Genomic DNA, 16,380 nt, shown 5'->3' with positions numbered 1-16,380 from the left:
AGCACTACTCGACGCGGCCTGCGTCGATTCCGCGGCCGCCGTCGTCGTGCTCGGCGAACCGGTGGGCGACGCGGACTCGGCCGGCTCCCCACCCCCGCCCCAGCAGGCGGTCACCGTGAGCGCCAGGCCGGCCGTCAGGGCTGCCGCCTTCACCCGCCGCTCCACAGGAGCGTTCTTCTCCGACAGTGTCATCAGCTTCCCCCTCAAGGAGACGTCCTGAACCGGAAGCGCCACCCTGCTGTTGATCGCACAGCCCCGCTTGCGCGGGGCGCGAGCGGCACCGTGACCCAGAGTCTACGCACACGCCCGCAGGAGTCCATACGTTCTCCACAGGCCCCTGGTCGCCTCTCGCGCCTTAACGTGTCCGCCACCCCCTGCAGGGTGGCTGCATCGCATTCGAACACCAGTTCGATCGCGATGGGCGTGCGGTGGACGGTCCCTTCCCAGGCCGGTCTCTCTTCCCCGCTCCGGTGCCCCGGGGTGCGCCGCATGCCACTGCTCGTCGGTGAGTGCCGGCGGGCGCCAGGTCGTGGTCCCAGGGAGAGGAGAGCAGGGAATGTTCACGCAGTCGGTCGCGGTGCGGTGCGCGGAGGACGGCACGCCGTCGCGTCTGGAATGGGAAGGCAGGGAGTACGTGCTGGCGGCCCCGCCACTGCGCTGGTTCGAGCGCCGCCGATGGTGGGCGGAGGAGGCCCGAGCCGAGAAGGGCCGCGGGCCCGGCCTCGTGGACCATGAGATATGGCGCCTGCAGGTGCGCCTGGCCCGGGCCGGGGGCGCACAGGCTCGCACCGTGGACGTCGCGCACCATGTGGACTCCGGCCGGTGGCGGCTCATACGCGTCCACGAGGCCGCCCAGGACCTGCGACGCACGGCATGAGCGGCCGCCATGACTTCGCCCACCTCCACGTGGCCTCCGCGTTCAGCGCCCACTACGGAGTCAGCTGGCCCGCAGAACTCGCCGCCGTCGCAGCCGCTGAGGGTATGGACCTGCTGGCCTGCACGGACAGGGATGGCCTCTACGGCATGGCGAAGCACGTGAGCGCCTGCCTCCACCACGGCATCACCCCCGTGGTCGGGGCCGACCTCGCCGTCCGATGGTCCGAGGAGGAACCCGCCGGGCGTGTACTCATCCTCGCCAGGGGAGGCTGCCACGGCTCCGGCTACCGCGCCCTGTGCCAGGCCGTCTCCGCCGCCCATGCGCGCACCACCGGGGGCTCCGCCGGGGGAGCGCCCTGGCTCGCCGTCGCCGAACTCGCCGCGGCCGCCACAGGCGACACTCCCGCCTCCGCCGCAGTCCCGCCCGCGGCCCCGCCCGAGCTGTACATCCTCCTCGGCCCGGACTCCGACGTCGGCCGCCACCTCGCCCGTCGCCGCACCGTCCCCGCCGCGAGCGCCCTGCGCCGCTGGCGTGCAGCCCTGCCCGCCCGCAGTCTCCACGTGGAGGTCGTCGACCACCTCTCCCCGCCGGGCAGAAGGATGGACACCGGGCACGCCGTGAAGATGCTGCGTGCGGCTCGGTCCGCCGGGGTCCCCGCCGTGCTCACCAATGCGGTCCGGTATGCGGGCCCGGACGGGGCAGCCACCGCGGACGTTCTCGACGCCGCCCGCGCCCTCACCAGCCTGGACGCCCTCCACGATCTCCAGCCCAACGGGCAGGGCTGGCTCAAGTCCCGCACTCAGATGCACCGGATCGCCCGGGAAGTCTGCCACGCCGCGGACGAACAGCCCGGACCGCTCCTGCAGGCCACCCGTGCCCTCGCGGAGGCCTGCGCCCTCGACCCCCGCACCGACCTCGGCTGGGGAACCCCCCGGGTGCCCGAGGCATCAGTGGTCGGCATCGACGGCGACCCCGACGCCGTCCTGCGCCGACGCACCCTGGAAGGCCTCATCGCCCGCTACCCCCACCTGCACGGCAGCGGAGGACGCCCCGCGGCCGGGCGTGCGGCCCGTGAGCTCCACGACCGGGCCGAGCACGAGTTGCGCATCATCGGCCGCCTCGGGTTCGCCGGGTACTTCCTCACCGTGGCCGCCGTCGTGGACCTCATCGAGGGCATGGGCATACGCGTGGCCGCCCGCGGCTCCGGGGCGTCCTCCCTCGTGAACCACGCCCTGCGCATCTCCCCTGTGGACCCCATGGCCAACGGGCTGATCATGGAGCGGTTCCTCTCCGAGGACCGCTCCACCCTGCCGGACATCGACATCGACGTGGAGTCCGCCCGACGGCATGAGATCTACCGTGCCGTGGTGGACCGCTTCGGCGCCGAGCGCACCACCCTCATGAGCATGCAGAACGCCTACCGGGCCCGCGGTGCCGTACGCGACGCCGGCCGCGCCCTCGGCATGGAGGACGCCGAAGTGGATGCGGTCGCCAAGCAGCTCTGGCGCTTCTCCGCCTCCGACTTCCGCGGCGCCCTGGAGCGCATGCCGGAGCTGGCCGGCCTCGCCCGGCGCATCGACTCCGGCCGGGCCGCCGGGGCCCGTCAGCTCGATCTGCTCGTGGACCTCACCGAACGCCTGGACCGTCTGCCCCGCCACATCTCCATGCACCCGTGCGGGGTGATCCTCGGCGACGCCACCCTCCTGCACCGCACCCCCGTGCAGCCCTCCGGCATGGGCCTGCCCATGAGCCAGTTCGACAAGCACGACATGGACCCGATGGGCATGCTCAAGCTCGACATCCTCGGGGTGCGCATGCAGTCCGCGATCGCATACACGCTCGCCGAGGTCGAGCGCACCACGGGGGAGCGGATCGACCTCGAGCAGGTCCCCCTCGACGACGCCGCCACCTACGCGATGATCCGCACCACCCACACCCTGGGGTGCTTCCAGATCGAATCCCCCGGGCAGCGCGAGCTGATCGGAAAGCTCGAACCCCGTGAGTTCAACGACCTCACCGTGGACATCTCCCTGTTCCGGCCCGGCCCCATGCAGTCGGACATGGTCCGGCCCTTCCTCGAGCACCGCCACGGATGGGCTCCGGCCCGCTACCCCCACCCGGACCTGGAGCCCGTGCTCGCCGAGACCCACGGGGTCACCGTCTTCCACGAGCAGGTGCTGCGCACCCTGGACGTGATGACCGGCTGCGGTCTGGCCCGCGCCGACGAGCTGCGCCGTCTCCTGGGCGGCCCCTCCGAGCGAACCGTGGAGGAGCACTTCCGCACCCGCGCCCTCGCACGTGGCTACAGCCTGGACGTGATCGACGAGGTCTGGGCCACCCTCCACGGGTTCGGCTCGTTCGGGTTCTGCAAGGCCCACGGCGCCGCCTTCGCCCTGCCCACCTACCACTCCGCCTGGCTCAAGACCCACCACCCGGCCGCCTTCATGGCCGCCATCCTCGAACACGACCCCGGCATGTACCCCGCCCGCCTGATGGTCGCCGAGGCCCGCCGCATGGGCATCCCCGTGCTGCCCGTGGACGTCAACGCCTCCACCCGCCACGTCCGCCTCGAACAGGTCCCCGCCCACCCCGAGGCCGACGGGCGCCCCGGCGCCGCCCCCGCCCGCTGGGGCATCCGCCTGCCCCTCACCGTGCTCTCCGGGCTCAGCGCCGCCGAAGCCGAACGCCTCGAGGCCGGCCGCCCCTACACCACGCTCGCCGACGTCCGCGACCGCGCCCGACCCACCTCCCGCAGCCTCGAACGCCTCGCCCAGCTCGGCGCCCTCGACTGCCTCCTGCCCACCGCCGGAGCCTCCCGCACCGACCTCGTCCACCACCTCGAGCTCCACCGCTCCGCCACCCGCCCCGACGCCCCCGGACGCACGGCACGGCGCTCGCGGCCCGCCCGGCCCCGGCAGGTGGAGGGCCAGCTCGCCCTGGACCTGCCGGACACCGAGCTCGGCGCCCTGCGCCCGCTCTTCCCCGACCCGCCCACCGCGGCCGCGGTGCGCACCGAGCTGGACCTCACCGCCCTGGACGTCACCGCCCACCTCATGGATTCCCACGCCCCCTACCTGGAGGCGCTCGGCGTGACATGCGCGGCGGACCTGCTCTCGGTCCGCTCCCAGTCCCGGGTGCTCGTGGCAGGGGTACGGGTGGCCACCCAGACCCCGCCCATGCGCTCCGGTGAACGGGTGGTGTTCCTCTCCGTGGACGACGGCACCGGCTGCGTGGACGCCGCGTTCTTCAGCCAGGCCCAGCACGCCTGCGGCGAGATGCTCTTCTCCTCCCGCCTACTGCTGATCGAGGGCACCGTCCGACGCACGGGCGCCCGAGCCGTGTCCGTGCAGGCCCTCCGGGCCTGGGACCTCCACCGCCCCGAGACCCTCCCGGACCCCGACTACCTGGACGCCACTCGGGAGCAGTGGCGGCGCCGGCTCGCCCTCGACCGTCGACCCGGTGACCGGCCGCCCTCGGCCGCGCCACTAGACTGGACGCGGCTGGCCGTGGCCCCCGTATGCCACCGGCCATGAAGCCTGACCCCTGAAGGAGCACACGTGCCCGAGCACAACGAGGCCACCCCCATCCTGCTGACCGTGGACGGCGAGATGCGGGAGGTGACCCACGGCACCACCGGTGCGGACCTCTACCGGGACCAGCCCACCACGGTGGTCATGCGCGTGGACGGCCACCTGTGGGATCTCTCCCGTGAGGTGCCGGCCGGCGCCAGCGTCGAGGCCGTGGACATCTCCGAGCCGGACGGCCTGAACGTGCTGCGCCACTCCACCGCCCACGTGATGGCCCAGGCCGTGCAGCAGCTGCGCCCCGACGCCAAACTCGGCATCGGCCCGTTCATCACGGACGGGTTCTACTTCGACTTCGACGTCGCCGAGCCCTTCACCCCCGAGGACCTCAAGCAGCTGGAGAAGATGATGCAGCGCATCATCAAGTCCGGCCAGAGCTTCCGCCGCCGCGTCGTCACCGAGGACGAGGCCCGCGCCGAGATGGCCGACGAGCCCTACAAGCTCGAGCTGCTCGGCAAGAAGGACGCCGCAGACACCGCCGGCGAGGGCGCCACCGTGGAGGTCGGCGCCGGGGAGATCACCATCTACGACAACGTGGACCGCAAGAGCGGCGACGCGCTCTGGTGCGACCTCTGCCGCGGCCCCCACCTGCCCACCACCAAGCTGATCGGCAACGGCTTCGCCCTGACCCGCTCCGCCGCGGCCTACTGGCTCGGCAAGGAGACCAACAAGCAGCTGCAGCGCATCTACGGCACCGCCTGGCCCTCCAAGGAGGACCTCAAGGCCTACCAGGAGCGCCTGGCCGAGGCCGAGCGCCGCGACCACCGCCGTCTGGGCGCCGAGCTGGACCTGTTCTCCTTCCCGGACGAGCTCGGCTCCGGCCTGCCCGTGTTCCACCCCAAGGGCGGTGTGATCAAGCGCGAGATGGAGGACTACGTCCGCCGTCGGCACATCGAGGAGGGGTTCCAGTACGTGGGCACCCCCCACATCTCCAAGGACGGGCTCTTCCACACCTCCGGGCACCTGCCCTACTACGCGGACACCATGTTCCCGCCGCTGAAGGTGGACGAGGAGGTGGATGAGGACGGCAACGTCACCCGTCAGGGCCACGAGTACCGGCTCAAGGCGATGAACTGCCCGATGCACAACCTCATCTACCGCTCCCGCGGCCGGTCCTACCGTGAGCTGCCGCTGCGCCTGTTCGAGTTCGGCCACGTGTACCGGTACGAGAAGTCCGGTGTGGTCCACGGCCTCACCCGCGTGCGCGGGTTCGCCCAGGACGACTCCCACTCCTACGTGACCCGTGAGCAGGCCCCCGGGGAGGTCAAGCACCTGCTGGACTTCATCCTCGGGCTGCTCAAGGACTTCGGCATGGACGACTTCTACCTCGAGCTGTCCACCCGGGACCCGGAGTCGGACAAGTTCATCGGCACCGACGAGCAGTGGGCCGAGGCCACCGCCGTCCTGGAGACCGTGGCCCGGGAGACCGGGCTCCAGCTGGTCCCGGATCCGGGGGGAGCCGCCTACTACGGCCCCAAGATCTCCGTGCAGGCCCGGGACGCCATCGGCCGCACCTGGCAGATGTCCACCGTGCAGTACGACTTCAACCAGCCGGCCCGCTTCGGACTCGAGTACCAGGCCGCGGACGGCAGCCGCCAGGAGCCCGTGATGATCCACGCGGCCAAGTTCGGCTCCATCGAGCGCTTCCTCGGCGTCCTCACTGAGCACTACGCTGGCGCGTTCCCCGCGTGGCTCGCGCCCGAGCAGGTCGTGGCCATCCCGGTGGCTGAGGCGTTCGCCGACTACCTGGCCGACGTCGTCGCCAAGCTCCAGGCCCAGGGCATCCGCGCCCGCCTGGACGACTCCACGGACCGCTTCCCGAAGAAGATCCGCACCGCCTCCAAGGAGAAGGTGCCGTTCGTGCTGATCGCCGGCGGCGAGGACGCCGAGGCCGGAGCCGTCTCCTTCCGGTTCCGTGACGGCTCCCAGGACAACGGCGTGGCCGTGGACGAGGCCATCGCGCGCATCGTGAAGGCGGTGCGCGAGCGCGAGGTCACCCCGTGACCGAGGCCCGCACCTCCGGCGGGGTCGCTCCTCACGGCGACCCCGCCGGCGACGCCGCGGCCACGGACGACTTCGCCCTCCCCGGGGTGCCCGACGCCTTCGACCGGCTCTGGAACCCCCACCGGATGGCGTACATCGCCGCCGGCCCGGATCAGGTGAAGGACGAGCAGACCTGCCCGTTCTGCGCCGCCCCGTCCCGCACGGACGAGGAGTCCCTGATCGTGCACCGCGGGCGCACCTGCTTCGTGATCCTCAACCTCTACCCGTACAACCCCGGCCACCTGCTGATCTGCCCTTACCGGCACATCCCGATGTACACGGACGCCACCGCCGAGGAGACCGTGGAGATGGCCGAACTCGCCCAGACCGCGATGCTGGCGCTCGAACAGGTCAGCCGCCCCAAGGGCTACAACCTGGGCATGAACCAGGGGGTGGCCGGGGGAGCGGGCATCGCCGCGCACCTGCACCAGCACGTGGTCCCGCGGTGGACGGGCGATGGCAACTTCCTGCCGATCATCGCCCACACGAAGAACATGTCCCAGACCCTCGGGCAGACCCGTGCGCTGCTCGCCGAGGCCTGGGAGGCCGCCGCCGCCGAGCACGACGCGCGGCGCGCCCGCAACGGCCAGGACGCCGCCTCGGCCCCGGCGGCGGGGCAGCGGCCCGGTCCGAGCGCGGGACACCGCGCCTGATGCTCGACCGTCGCGCGCGGGGGACCACCACCGCCGTCTTCACCCCGCTGGCCAGGGCCCTGCTGAAAGCCGGGGTGAGCCCGGACGCGGTGACGGTGGTCGGCACGGTGGGGGTCAGCCTCGGAGCCCTGCTGCTGTACCCGGCCGGGCACCTGTTCGCCGGCACCATGGTGATCACGCTCTTCGTGTTCTCCGACCTGGTGGACGGCATCATGGCGCGGCTGGCCGGGACCACCGGCCGTTGGGGCTCGTTCCTGGACTCCACGCTCGACCGGGTCCAGGACGCCTCCGTGTTCCTCGCCCTGTGCTGGTGGGGCTTCGGGGTGGGGCAGGAGCCCTTGGCCGGGGCCCTCGCCGCCGTCTGCCTCGCCCTGGGCATGCTGGTGTCCTATGTGCGGGCCAAGGCTGAATCCCTCGGCTTCACCGCTGCCGGTGGGTTGGCGGAGCGGGCGGAGCGGCTGGTGCTCACGCTCGTGGTCACGGGCCTGGTCGGCCTCGGGCTGCCTGCGGTGGCCCTGACAGTGGCCCTCGGCCTGCTGGCTGCCGCTTCTGCGGTGACCGTCATTCAACGCATTCTTTCAGTCAGGAGTCAGACGCGCCCATGACCACCGTCAATCCCATGGACGAGCCGGCGCTTCGCCCCGGGGTGGGTCGTCTTCGTTTCCGCGGTGACATCCAGGGCCTGCGGGCCGTTGCCGTGCTGTTGGTGCTGATCTTCCACGCTGGGGTGCCCTTCCTGCCGGGCGGGTTCGTCGGTGTGGATGTGTTCTTCGTGATCTCCGGGTTCTTGATCACGGGTCTGTTGATCCGTGAACGGGCCCGCACCGGCCGCATCGATCTGGTGGCGTTCTATGCACGCCGGGCGCGGCGGATCCTTCCGGCCTCGCTCGTGGTGATCGTGGTGACGGTGCTGGCCGCGTGGTTCTTCCTGCCAGATTCCCAGGGGGCCCCGGTGGGGTGGATGGGGTTGTGGGCGTCGTTGAGCGTGGCCAACTGGGCGTTGGCCCGTTCGACCACGGACTACTTCGCGGCGGAGGAGCCTGCCTCGCCGTTGCAGCATTACTGGTCGTTGGCGGTGGAGGAGCAGTACTACCTGGTGTGGCCGCTGCTGGTGGTGGTGACGGCGGTGGGGTACGTACGCCTGCGGCGTCGTCTGCGTCCGACGACGACGCCGGCCCCCGCCCCCGTCACGCAGGGCGCCGCCTCTGCCACGGAGGGCATCGCCGCGGTGCGCGGCCTGGCCGCGAGTGTCGGTGTGGTGGCGGCGGTGGCCGGGGCGGTGTCCCTGCTGCACAGCATCACGTTCAGTGCGGCTGATCCGGGGGCGGCGTACTTCGTGACGACCACCCGCGTGTGGGAGCTGGCCCTGGGTGCGCTGCTGGCCTGCGTGGTGATCCTGCTGCCGGGGCTGTCCTCGGGGCTCACGACTGTGCTCGGCTGGGCGGGGTTGGCCGCGATCGTCGTGTCCGCGGTGGTCTTCAACGGGTCGATGTCCTACCCGGGGGCGGCGGCGCTGCTGCCAGTGGCCGGTGCGGCCGCGGTGATCCTCGCTGGGGCGTTCCGGGTGGAGGGCCGTGGGGTTTCCCGGGTGTTGGCCACCGGGCCCATGCAGTGGATCGGGGATCTGTCCTACGCGCTGTATCTGGTGCACTGGCCGCTGTTGGTGATCGTGGATTGGCAGTTCTCCGAGGGCATGCCGCTGTGGGTGGGTCTGCTCACCGCGGTGGTGTCTGTTCCGGTGGCGTGGCTGCTGCGGGTGGCGGTGGAGAAGCCCTTCCTTTCCGCGGGTGGGGCCCACGGCAACCGTGCGCCTCGTCATGCCCGTGCCCTGTGGGGTGGGGGTGTGGGCATGGGGGTGGCCGCCGGTGCCTCCGCCCTGTTGGTGGCGGTGTCTGCGTCCAGCACTGCTCCGGCCGGTGAGCAGGGTCCGGTGGCTGGTGCCGCCGTCGTCGTGAACGGCCACGACCCGGTACAGGACCTCGCCTCCACCACCCGCCTCGTCCCCGCTCCGGCGCAGGCCTCCAAGGACCTCGGCACCGCGGTGACCGACGGCTGCCAGGCCGTCGACGCCGTCACCGAGCCGGTGCTCTGCCACTACGGAGATGAGGGATCGGACACCGTGATCGTGCTGGCGGGCGACTCCCACGCCGGGCACTGGAGCTCCGCGCTGATCCCGGCCGCCGAGCAGCGTGGCTGGCATGTGGTGACCCTGATGAAGGGCGCCTGCCCGGTCACCACCGCCACCGTGATCCGCCGGTCTGACTCGGGGGAGCGGCCCTTCACCGAATGCGACGAGTGGAATCGCCGGATGGTGCAGGAGGTCGCCGGACTTCGCCCGGACCTGGTGATCGTCTCCTCCGCGCGCTACCTGACCGTGGACGGCACCCCGGCGGCCGAGGGCATGGCCGAGGCATGGGCGGCCCTCCAGGACGCCGGTGCCGGACGTGTGGTCGCCTTGATGGACCCGCCCCACGCCCGGACCAATGTGCCCACGTGCCTGGAGCGCAACGAGGACGACCCCACCGCGTGCACGAGCCCCCGGCAGGACGGCGTCACCGCCTCCGGCACCCCGGACCTCGAACGCGCCCTCGAGCTCTCCGACGGCGTGGAGCGGCTGGACCTGAACGACCTCATCTGCCCCGGCCCGGTCTGCGCGCCCGTGATCGGCGAGGCGGTGGTGTTCTCCGACTCCAACCACCTGACCCGCACCTTCGCCGCCACGCTCGCCGAACCCCTGGGGGAACGGATCCAGCCCCTGCTCCCCGGCGCCTGACACCGGACGCCTGCGAACCCCGGCCCGTCATGGACGCGCGTCGGTGGAAGCGTCACCTTATGCTTCATTGGTCATGCATTCGTGCCCGTCATCCAGGGCTGCACAGAGAAGGGGAATCCTCCATGAAGTCTCTGCTCAAGGCTGCGTCGACGTTCGTCGCCGGAGCCGCCGTCGTCGTCTCGGGCGTGGCGTTCGCGGCGCCCGCGCACGCGACCACGTTCTGCGCCAACCAGACCATCTCCCAGCGGGAGATCTCGGAGCAGCTGGTCGTCCCCAAGGGCACCACCTGCCGACTGGTCAAGGTGAACCCGCGGGCGACGAGCACCTACGGCGGGAACGACGTGCTGGTCGGTGCCGGCGCGACCCTGATCCTGGAGGGCGGCACCGTCCACGGCGTGGACATGCGCGCGGCGAACTCCCAGGTGATCGTGAAGAACGGTGCCCGCACCGGCATCGTGACGATGGGCCGCGGCACCACCCTGGACGCCTCCGACAGCTCGCTGACCAGCATCCACAGCTACGCCGGGCACCGCATGATCCGCATCAACAACACGGACATCCGCTGGCACCTGCAGGCACGCAAGGGCGGGACGATCACCACCTCCCACATGCGCGTCGGCAACGTGGGCCTCGAGGCCATGGGCGGCACCACCACCCTGGCCCGCACCACGGCCCGCTCCGTCAAGTACACCGACGCCCGCGACCGGGCCCGCCTGGAGATGCGCCGGAGCACCATCACCGGCTACGGCCCGACCGCCGTCGACGTGAACCGGGCGTACCGCGCCATCCTGATCGAGAATAGGGTGCCCCACTCCGGCATCCGCGTGGACGGCACCCGGGCCACCCTCCAGATCTCCGGCAACCGCATGAGCGGCGTGCTCTCCTGCGCCGGCAACTGGATCGCCCCCAAGAGGGTCGCGGTGAACTACGCCGTCGACAAGACGGGGCAGTGCCGGGGCCTCTGATCCTGGCAGTCCTGTGAGGCCGGAGGGGGCGTCACCCGCGAGGGTGGCGCCCCCTCCGTGTCCGAGCCGAGTACCCCGGCCACCCGGCCTCGGGTGCCCCGGCCTTTCAGTCCGTGGCGATCTCCGCGACGACGGCGCCAGTCGCCGCCACGAGGTCGGCGGGGGCGAGCTCGAGGTCCAGTCCGCGCTGTCCTGCCGAGACGTACACGGTCTCGGCTTCCAGTGCGGAGGCGTCCACCACCACGGGGTGGCGGTTGCGCTGGCCCAGCGGGGAGATCCCGCCGCGCACGTAGCCGGTGCGACGCTCGGCGACGGCCAGGTCTGCCATCGCGACCTTCTTCACGCCGAGGGCGGAGGCGGCGGCCCGCAGGTCTAGGTGGCCGGTCACCGGCACCACGCAGGCGGCCAGGGCGCCATCCGGGGCGGTGACCATGAGGGTCTTGAACACTCGTTCGGCGGGGGCGCCGAGGCTGCGGGCCACCTGCAGGCCGATCTCCTCGTCCGCGCTCACGTCCATCTGCACTGCGTGCACCGTGTGGGGCACACCGGCCTTCTCGAGGGCCACCACGGCCGGGGTGGCCGCACTGTGGCGGGCGTCGTCCTTGCGCTTCTTCTTCGCCATGGCTCAGGCGATCCCGGTCTGCTCGCGCACGTTGCGCTTGATCCGCCCGAGCATCGCGGACATCCCGCGCAGGCGCAGCGGGGTGAGGGCCTTCTGCAGACCCAGGCGCGAGGGGACGTCCTCGGGGACGTCGAGCAGGGCGCGGGCGGTGACGCCGTCGAGCCCCTGGGTGAGCACCGAGGCGAAGCCGCGTGTGGTGGGCGCCTCCGGGGGAGCGGTGATGAACAGGCGGACGGGCGCGTCGGGGCCGGGCTCGCCCTCCAGCTCGACAGCCAGGAACAGGGGGGACTGGCACTCCACGACCTGCTCCATCTGGTCCTCGTGGCCGGCGTAGCGCTCGGGCAGCTCCGGCAGCTCGTCCGCGAACTCCAGCAGCAGCTCCAGGCGCTGCGGGTCTGGGACCCCGGTGAAGTCGTCGATGATCTCGGCCAGCGGCGCGGGGACGGAGGTGTCGGTCATGGTGTCCCAGTCTATGTCGCGTGCCGGCAGCCGGCGGCGGTGAGACGACGACGGGCGGGCCCAGGATTCTCCCAGGCCCGCCCGCGCAGTGGGTCACAGCCGATGACGCCGGCCCAGCTCAGTCTCGACGCCGGTTCAGTGCCGGCGCCGGTTCAGCGGCGCGGTGCCTCGCCCGGCTGGTCGCCGAGCACCACGGGCACGCGCACGGCGTTGCCCCACTCGGTCCAGGAGCCGTCGTAGTTGCGGACGTTCTCGTAGCCGAGCAGGTGGCGCAGCACGAACCAGGTGTGCGAGGAGCGCTCACCGATGCGGCAGTAGGCGATCACGGCGTCGGTGGAGCCGAGGCCGGCGTCTTCGCGGTAGATCTGCTCCAGCTCGGCGCGGGTCTTGAAGGTGCCGTCCTCGTTGGCGGCCCGGGCCCAGGGCACGGAGGCCGCGGTGGGGATGTGCCCGCCGCGCAGGGTGCCCTCCTGCGGGTAGCCGTCCATGTGGGTGGTCTCGCCGGTGTACTCCTTGGGGGAGCGGACGTCCACGAGCGGGGTGGTGCCGATCGCTGCGAGCACGTCCTCGCGGGAGGCGCGCTCGGTGGTGTCGTCGCGCTGGACCACCGGGTACTCGGCGCGGGTCACCTCGGGCACCTCGCGGGTGAGCTCGCGGCCCTCGGCGGCCCACTTGTCCCGGCCGCCGTCCATGAGGCGGACGTCCTCGTGGCCGTAGAGGGTGAACACCCACAGGGCGTAAGCGGCCCACCAGTTGGACTTGTCGCCGTAGAGCACCACCGTGGTGTCCCGGGAGATGCCCTTGGAGGCGGCCATCTCGGCGAAGGCCTCGGGGCCGATGAAGTCACGGGTGACCTCGTCGTTGAGCTCGGTGTGCCAGTCGATCTTCACCGCACCGGGGATGTGGCCGGTGGAGTAGAGCAGGGTGTCCTCGTTGGACTCGAGGACCACCACGTCGTCGTCGTCGATGTGCTCGGCCACCCACTGGGTGGACACGAGGCGTTCGGGGTGGGCGTACTCGGAGAACTTCGCGGGGGTGTCGGTCATGTCGGCCAGATTACGCCACGCGGATGGGCCGTAATGGGGTGGTCGGCTCCGCCCGGACATGCGGGGTCATCCGCGCGGGCCCCGTCCACCGGACCCGCCGGGGGTGCGTGTGGGCGGCCGGTCCGTGGACGCCGGGGCTGCGGGCGCTAGCATGACGCGAGCGTCCGCAGGACCGCCCCCGGTCCTCGCCGAATCATGGATGGAGCCGCCGTGTCCCAGATCGTCCGCCTCTCCGAACGCTCCCCGCAGGTCTCCCCGGACCAGCTGCTCGCCGGCTTCCAACCCTCGTACCGGTTCGGTGAGGTCTCCTTCGACACCTACATCCCGGACCCGGCCCACCCCTCCCAGGCGGAGGCCGTGCACCGGCTGCGGGAGTTCGTCGCCTCCCTCGGTCGGCCCGCGGCACGCTCCGGGGGAGGGTTCCTCGGCGGCCTGTTCGGCGGCGGACGCCGTCGGGGTGCATCCCAGCCGGCGGGCCTCTACCTGGACGGCGGCTTCGGGGTCGGCAAGACCCACCTGCTGGCCTCCGCCTGGCATGCCGCCCCGGGGCCCAAGGCGTTCGGCACGTTCGTGGAGTACACGAACCTCGTGGGCGCGCTGTCCTTCCGCACCGCGGTGGACGTACTCAAGGACTACACCCTGGTGTGCATCGACGAGTTCGAGCTCGACGACCCGGGGGACACCGTGCTGATGTCCCGGCTGATGCGCGAACTGGCCGATGCCGGTGTCCGCCTCGTGGCCACCTCGAACACGCTGCCCGGCTCCCTCGGTGAGGGCCGGTTCGCGGCCCAGGACTTCGCCCGGGAGATCCAGGTGCTGGCGGACCAGTTCGAGGTGGTCCGGATCGACGGTGAGGACTACCGTCACCGAGGCCTGGAGCCTGCCCCCGCCCCTGTGGCCGACGACGCTGTGCTGCCCACCGTCACCGCGCACTTCCCGGACGCCGGCGTGGTGGCCGAGGACGACTTCGAGGACCTCACCGCGATGCTCTCGCGCGTGCACCCTTCCCGGTACCGCGAGCTCGTCAAGGATGTGGACGTCCTGGCGCTGCACGGGGTCCGCACGATCACCGAGCAGGCAACGGCCCTGCGCTTCGTGGTGTTCGCCGACCGCCTCTATGACAAGGACGTGCCCGTGGTGGCCTCCGGTGTGCCGTTCGACGAGCTGTTCACTCAGGAGATGATGCACGGCGGCTACATGAAGAAGTACGTCCGCACCGTCTCCCGCATGACCGCGCTCGTGCGCGAGGGGCAGACGGGCGAGACGGTGGAGAAGTGACCCCGCGCTGAGCCGCCCCACGACGACGGCGCCGCCCCCGCCCCCGCGGTAGCAGTCAGCCCAGCGCTCCACGGCTGGCCAAGACACGTGGAAGCGAGCTGCGACCTTGGTGATCGTACAGCCCACGTCAACAACGAGACGGCCTACGATCAGGCGATAGCGGGGCGTCAGGGTGGCATTGGGATGTGACAGGAAAAGGCCTTCCCGGGATGCCCGGGAAGGCCTTTGGGCCGCTTGGGCAGCCGAGAGTCAGTGGTGGTGGATCACCAGTCGTGAAGAACGACCTTGCCAGCGAGGTGTCCTGACTCGACGAGCTTATGTGCTTGACGCAGGGTGTGGGCGCTGATCGGGCTCAGGTCGTGCTCGATGATCGGTCGGAGACGGCCTGCGTCGACAAGTTCAGTGACCGTTTCAAGCAGGTCGTGTTGGACTGCCATGTCCGCAGTCTGATGAAGAGAACGCGCAAACATGAACTCCCAGTGCCAGGCGATGGCCTTGCTCTTGAGGGGTGTGACGTCACGTGCACCGTCGTCGATGGCCACGATGTGACCGAAGGGGGTGACGATCTGCGCGTAGACATCCATCTGGTCCTGCGAGTACGCAGTAAAGAGCCAGTCGACACCTCCCGGCGCCACAGAAGTGATCTGCTGTGCCAGCTCGCCGTGGTGGTCGACCACCTGAGAGGCCCCCAGGGATCTCACGAGCCCAGCACGCTCGGTGGTCGAGGCAGTGGCGATGATCTCCACGTCTGGCAAGAGAGTGTGGGCAAGCTGCGTCATGGCCAGACCAACGCCACCGGTGGCGCCCACGATGAGCAGCCGTCCGCGCGAGGACGCGTCCAATCGCAGGTGATCGAAAAGCGCCTCCCACGCCGTGATGACGGTCAGGGGGAGAGCTGCGGCTTCGGCCATCGTGAGCGTACGCGGCTTGTGACCGACCAGCCGCTCATCGACGGCGTGCAACGTCTGGTTGGTCCCCGGGCGGTCCAGAGCTCCGGCGTAGTAGACCTCGTCACCCACGGAGAACAACTCGACCTCCTCGCCTGTCGCCACCACGGTCCCGGCGGCGTCAAAGCCGAGGATGCGCAGCCCATCCGTCGGGGCGCTGACGCGCAACTTCACGTCTACCGGGTTCACCGAGACTGCCTGAACCTGCACAAGAAGATCATGCGGACCGATGACGGGGAGGTCGACGTCTTCCGTGACGAGTGCGTCTGAAACGGTGACGGGATGGTTGTGCCGGTATCCAATGGCTCGTGATGTCGTCATGGAAGCAGGTTCCTACACCAGCCGTGGTTTCCCGCAACGGGCATTGGTTCCCGATCGGTACCATGGTTTCCATGGGGAAATCACCATGTGAACGCAACGATGCCTACGCAGCTATGTGCCCGTGCCGAGACTTGCTCGACGTGCTGGCCCAGCGATGGACTGCACTGGCTATCGGCGCGATGGAAGAAGGTCCGCAACGCTTCGGTCAGCTGCGCAGCCGTCTTGAGGGCATCAGCCCGAAGACCTTGACACAGACTCTTCGCCGGCTGGAAGACAAGGACCTTGTCAGACGCACTGTCTATGCTGAGGTCCCTGCCAGGGTCGAATACGATCTGACACCATTGGGGCGAAGCGCTGCCGAGCCGTTGCGCGCCCTGCGCACCTGGGCCGAAACGAACTCGTTGCAACCCTCCACGTCGCCATAGCGGCGGAGGTCCTCGAGGTCCCTCCTGGAATCAATCAACGGCTCCGGTTATTGCATCTTCTAGACCATCAGGTGTTGCGAGGAGTCCTGAATCCGCCCCGGGAACGGCGCCGTCGTCGTCCCGGCGGGGAAGCCTCCGGGCCCCGGACATGCGACAGGCCCCCTCCGAGGAGGGGGCCTTCTGTGTGGAGCGGATGACGAGATTCGAACTCGCGACCTCCACCTTGGCAAGGTGGCGCTCTAGCCAACTGAGCTACATCCGCATGATGTGTTCCTCACGGATCACATCCGTGCGCGATACTGGGTTCGAACCAGTGACCTCTTCCGTGTCAGGGAAGCGCGCTACCGCTGCGCCAATCGCGCTCGTCCTCGGCCCGGGGGCTTCGGC

14 protein-coding genes and 2 tRNA genes are annotated in these 16,380 nt (G+C 70.7%); 10 read left to right on the top strand and 6 right to left on the bottom strand.

The features are described from left to right. The 8 genes from SPI96_RS02760 to SPI96_RS02725 form a co-directional block, all read left to right on the top strand. Positions 1-220 (top strand): hypothetical protein (locus SPI96_RS02760; RefSeq protein WP_321080835.1); only part of this gene is annotated, 220 nt, incomplete at its 5' end. A 336-nt stretch (positions 221-556) separates the two neighbouring features. Continuing rightward, positions 557-877, top strand: coding sequence for a DUF6504 family protein (locus SPI96_RS02755; protein WP_321080834.1), 321 nt, complete (start codon positions 557-559; stop codon positions 875-877). Continuing rightward, on the top strand, positions 874-4,410 hold the full coding sequence (locus SPI96_RS02750) for a DNA polymerase III subunit alpha (protein ID WP_321080833.1): 3,537 nt from the start codon (positions 874-876) through the stop codon (positions 4,408-4,410). Before SPI96_RS02755 ends, SPI96_RS02750 begins: the two co-directional genes overlap by 4 nt. A 75-nt stretch (positions 4,411-4,485) precedes the next feature. After that, positions 4,486-6,465 (top strand): threonine--tRNA ligase, encoded by a 1,980-nt coding sequence (gene thrS, locus SPI96_RS02745; protein ID WP_321080837.1) that lies wholly within the window; start codon positions 4,486-4,488, stop codon positions 6,463-6,465. Beyond that, the gene (locus tag SPI96_RS02740) at positions 6,462-7,157 is read left to right on the top strand and encodes an HIT domain-containing protein (protein WP_321080832.1); all 696 of its coding nucleotides are present in this window, start codon (positions 6,462-6,464) and stop codon (positions 7,155-7,157) included. Before thrS ends, SPI96_RS02740 begins: the two co-directional genes overlap by 4 nt. Further along, entirely contained in the window at positions 7,157-7,762 is a 606-nt protein-coding gene (pgsA, locus tag SPI96_RS02735; protein ID WP_321080831.1) for a phosphatidylinositol phosphate synthase, read from the top strand. The genes SPI96_RS02740 and pgsA overlap by 1 nt, the downstream gene beginning before the upstream one ends. Further along, positions 7,759-9,930 (top strand): acyltransferase family protein, encoded by a 2,172-nt coding sequence (locus tag SPI96_RS02730; protein ID WP_321080830.1) that lies wholly within the window; start codon positions 7,759-7,761, stop codon positions 9,928-9,930. Before pgsA ends, SPI96_RS02730 begins: the two co-directional genes overlap by 4 nt. Before the next feature lie 122 nt (positions 9,931-10,052). After that, positions 10,053-10,895 (top strand): hypothetical protein, encoded by an 843-nt coding sequence (locus SPI96_RS02725; protein WP_321080829.1) that lies wholly within the window; start codon positions 10,053-10,055, stop codon positions 10,893-10,895. Positions 10,896-11,001: 106 nt separating this feature from the next. On the opposite strand, the gene ybaK is transcribed toward SPI96_RS02725, so the two are convergent. From ybaK to SPI96_RS02710, 3 genes are all read right to left on the bottom strand, one after another. After that, the gene (ybaK, locus tag SPI96_RS02720) at positions 11,002-11,517 is read right to left on the bottom strand and encodes a Cys-tRNA(Pro) deacylase (RefSeq protein ID WP_321080828.1); all 516 of its coding nucleotides are present in this window, start codon (positions 11,515-11,517) and stop codon (positions 11,002-11,004) included. A 3-nt stretch (positions 11,518-11,520) separates the two neighbouring features. Further along, the gene (locus SPI96_RS02715; RefSeq protein ID WP_321080827.1) at positions 11,521-11,976 is read right to left on the bottom strand and encodes a SufE family protein; all 456 of its coding nucleotides are present in this window, start codon (positions 11,974-11,976) and stop codon (positions 11,521-11,523) included. 152 nt (positions 11,977-12,128) lie between these two features. After that, positions 12,129-13,022 carry a sulfurtransferase gene (locus SPI96_RS02710; protein WP_321080826.1) on the bottom strand — a complete coding sequence of 298 codons (894 nt, stop codon included), beginning with the start codon at positions 13,020-13,022 and terminating at the stop codon, positions 12,129-12,131. A 210-nt stretch (positions 13,023-13,232) separates the two neighbouring features. On the opposite strand from SPI96_RS02710, the gene zapE reads away from it, so the two are divergent. Then, positions 13,233-14,300, top strand: coding sequence for a cell division protein ZapE (gene zapE, locus SPI96_RS02705; RefSeq protein ID WP_321080825.1), 1,068 nt, complete (start codon positions 13,233-13,235; stop codon positions 14,298-14,300). 263 nt (positions 14,301-14,563) lie between these two features. On the opposite strand, the gene SPI96_RS02695 is transcribed toward zapE, so the two are convergent. Further along, on the bottom strand, positions 14,564-15,568 hold the full coding sequence (locus tag SPI96_RS02695) for a zinc-binding alcohol dehydrogenase family protein (protein ID WP_321080824.1): 1,005 nt from the start codon (positions 15,566-15,568) through the stop codon (positions 14,564-14,566). Here SPI96_RS02695 and SPI96_RS02690 point away from each other — a divergent pair. After that, a complete protein-coding gene (locus SPI96_RS02690) occupies positions 15,559-15,993 on the top strand; it encodes a helix-turn-helix domain-containing protein (RefSeq protein WP_321080823.1) in 435 nt (144 codons plus the stop codon). The two genes, SPI96_RS02695 and SPI96_RS02690, sit on opposite strands and share 10 nt — an antisense overlap. Positions 15,994-16,178: 185 nt before the next feature. On the opposite strand, the gene SPI96_RS02685 is transcribed toward SPI96_RS02690, so the two are convergent. Further along, positions 16,179-16,255, bottom strand: a tRNA-Gly gene (locus SPI96_RS02685). Positions 16,256-16,283: 28 nt separating this feature from the next. After that, positions 16,284-16,355: transfer RNA gene (locus SPI96_RS02680), tRNA-Val, on the bottom strand. Positions 16,356-16,380 lie beyond the last annotated feature (25 nt).

It is taken from the genome of Micrococcus sp., assembly GCF_034179925.1.
Classification (GTDB): domain Bacteria; phylum Actinomycetota; class Actinomycetes; order Actinomycetales; family Micrococcaceae; genus Micrococcus.
Note: the sequence above shows the minus strand (reverse complement) of the source record. Positions and strands in the feature narration are given on the sequence as shown.

Bases quoted from the DNA above. Each gene is read 5' to 3' on its own strand.
- SPI96_RS02730 (WP_321080830.1), top strand. From the start codon at position 7,759: ATGACCACCGTCAATCCCATGGACGAGCCGGCGCTTCGCCCCGGGGTG.
- SPI96_RS02755 (WP_321080834.1), top strand. From the start codon at position 557: ATGTTCACGCAGTCGGTCGCGGTGCGGTGCGCGGAGGACGGCACGCCG.
- SPI96_RS02690 (WP_321080823.1), top strand. From the start codon at position 15,559: ATGTCGTCATGGAAGCAGGTTCCTACACCAGCCGTGGTTTCCCGCAAC.
- thrS (WP_321080837.1), top strand. From the start codon at position 4,486: ATGCGGGAGGTGACCCACGGCACCACCGGTGCGGACCTCTACCGGGAC.
- pgsA (WP_321080831.1), top strand. From the start codon at position 7,157: ATGCTCGACCGTCGCGCGCGGGGGACCACCACCGCCGTCTTCACCCCG.
- SPI96_RS02750 (WP_321080833.1), top strand. From the start codon at position 874: ATGAGCGGCCGCCATGACTTCGCCCACCTCCACGTGGCCTCCGCGTTC.
- SPI96_RS02715 (WP_321080827.1), bottom strand. From the start codon at position 11,976: ATGACCGACACCTCCGTCCCCGCGCCGCTGGCCGAGATCATCGACGAC.
- SPI96_RS02725 (WP_321080829.1), top strand. From the start codon at position 10,053: ATGAAGTCTCTGCTCAAGGCTGCGTCGACGTTCGTCGCCGGAGCCGCC.
- SPI96_RS02695 (WP_321080824.1), bottom strand. From the start codon at position 15,568: ATGACGACATCACGAGCCATTGGATACCGGCACAACCATCCCGTCACC.
- SPI96_RS02710 (WP_321080826.1), bottom strand. From the start codon at position 13,022: ATGACCGACACCCCCGCGAAGTTCTCCGAGTACGCCCACCCCGAACGC.
- ybaK (WP_321080828.1), bottom strand. From the start codon at position 11,517: ATGGCGAAGAAGAAGCGCAAGGACGACGCCCGCCACAGTGCGGCCACC.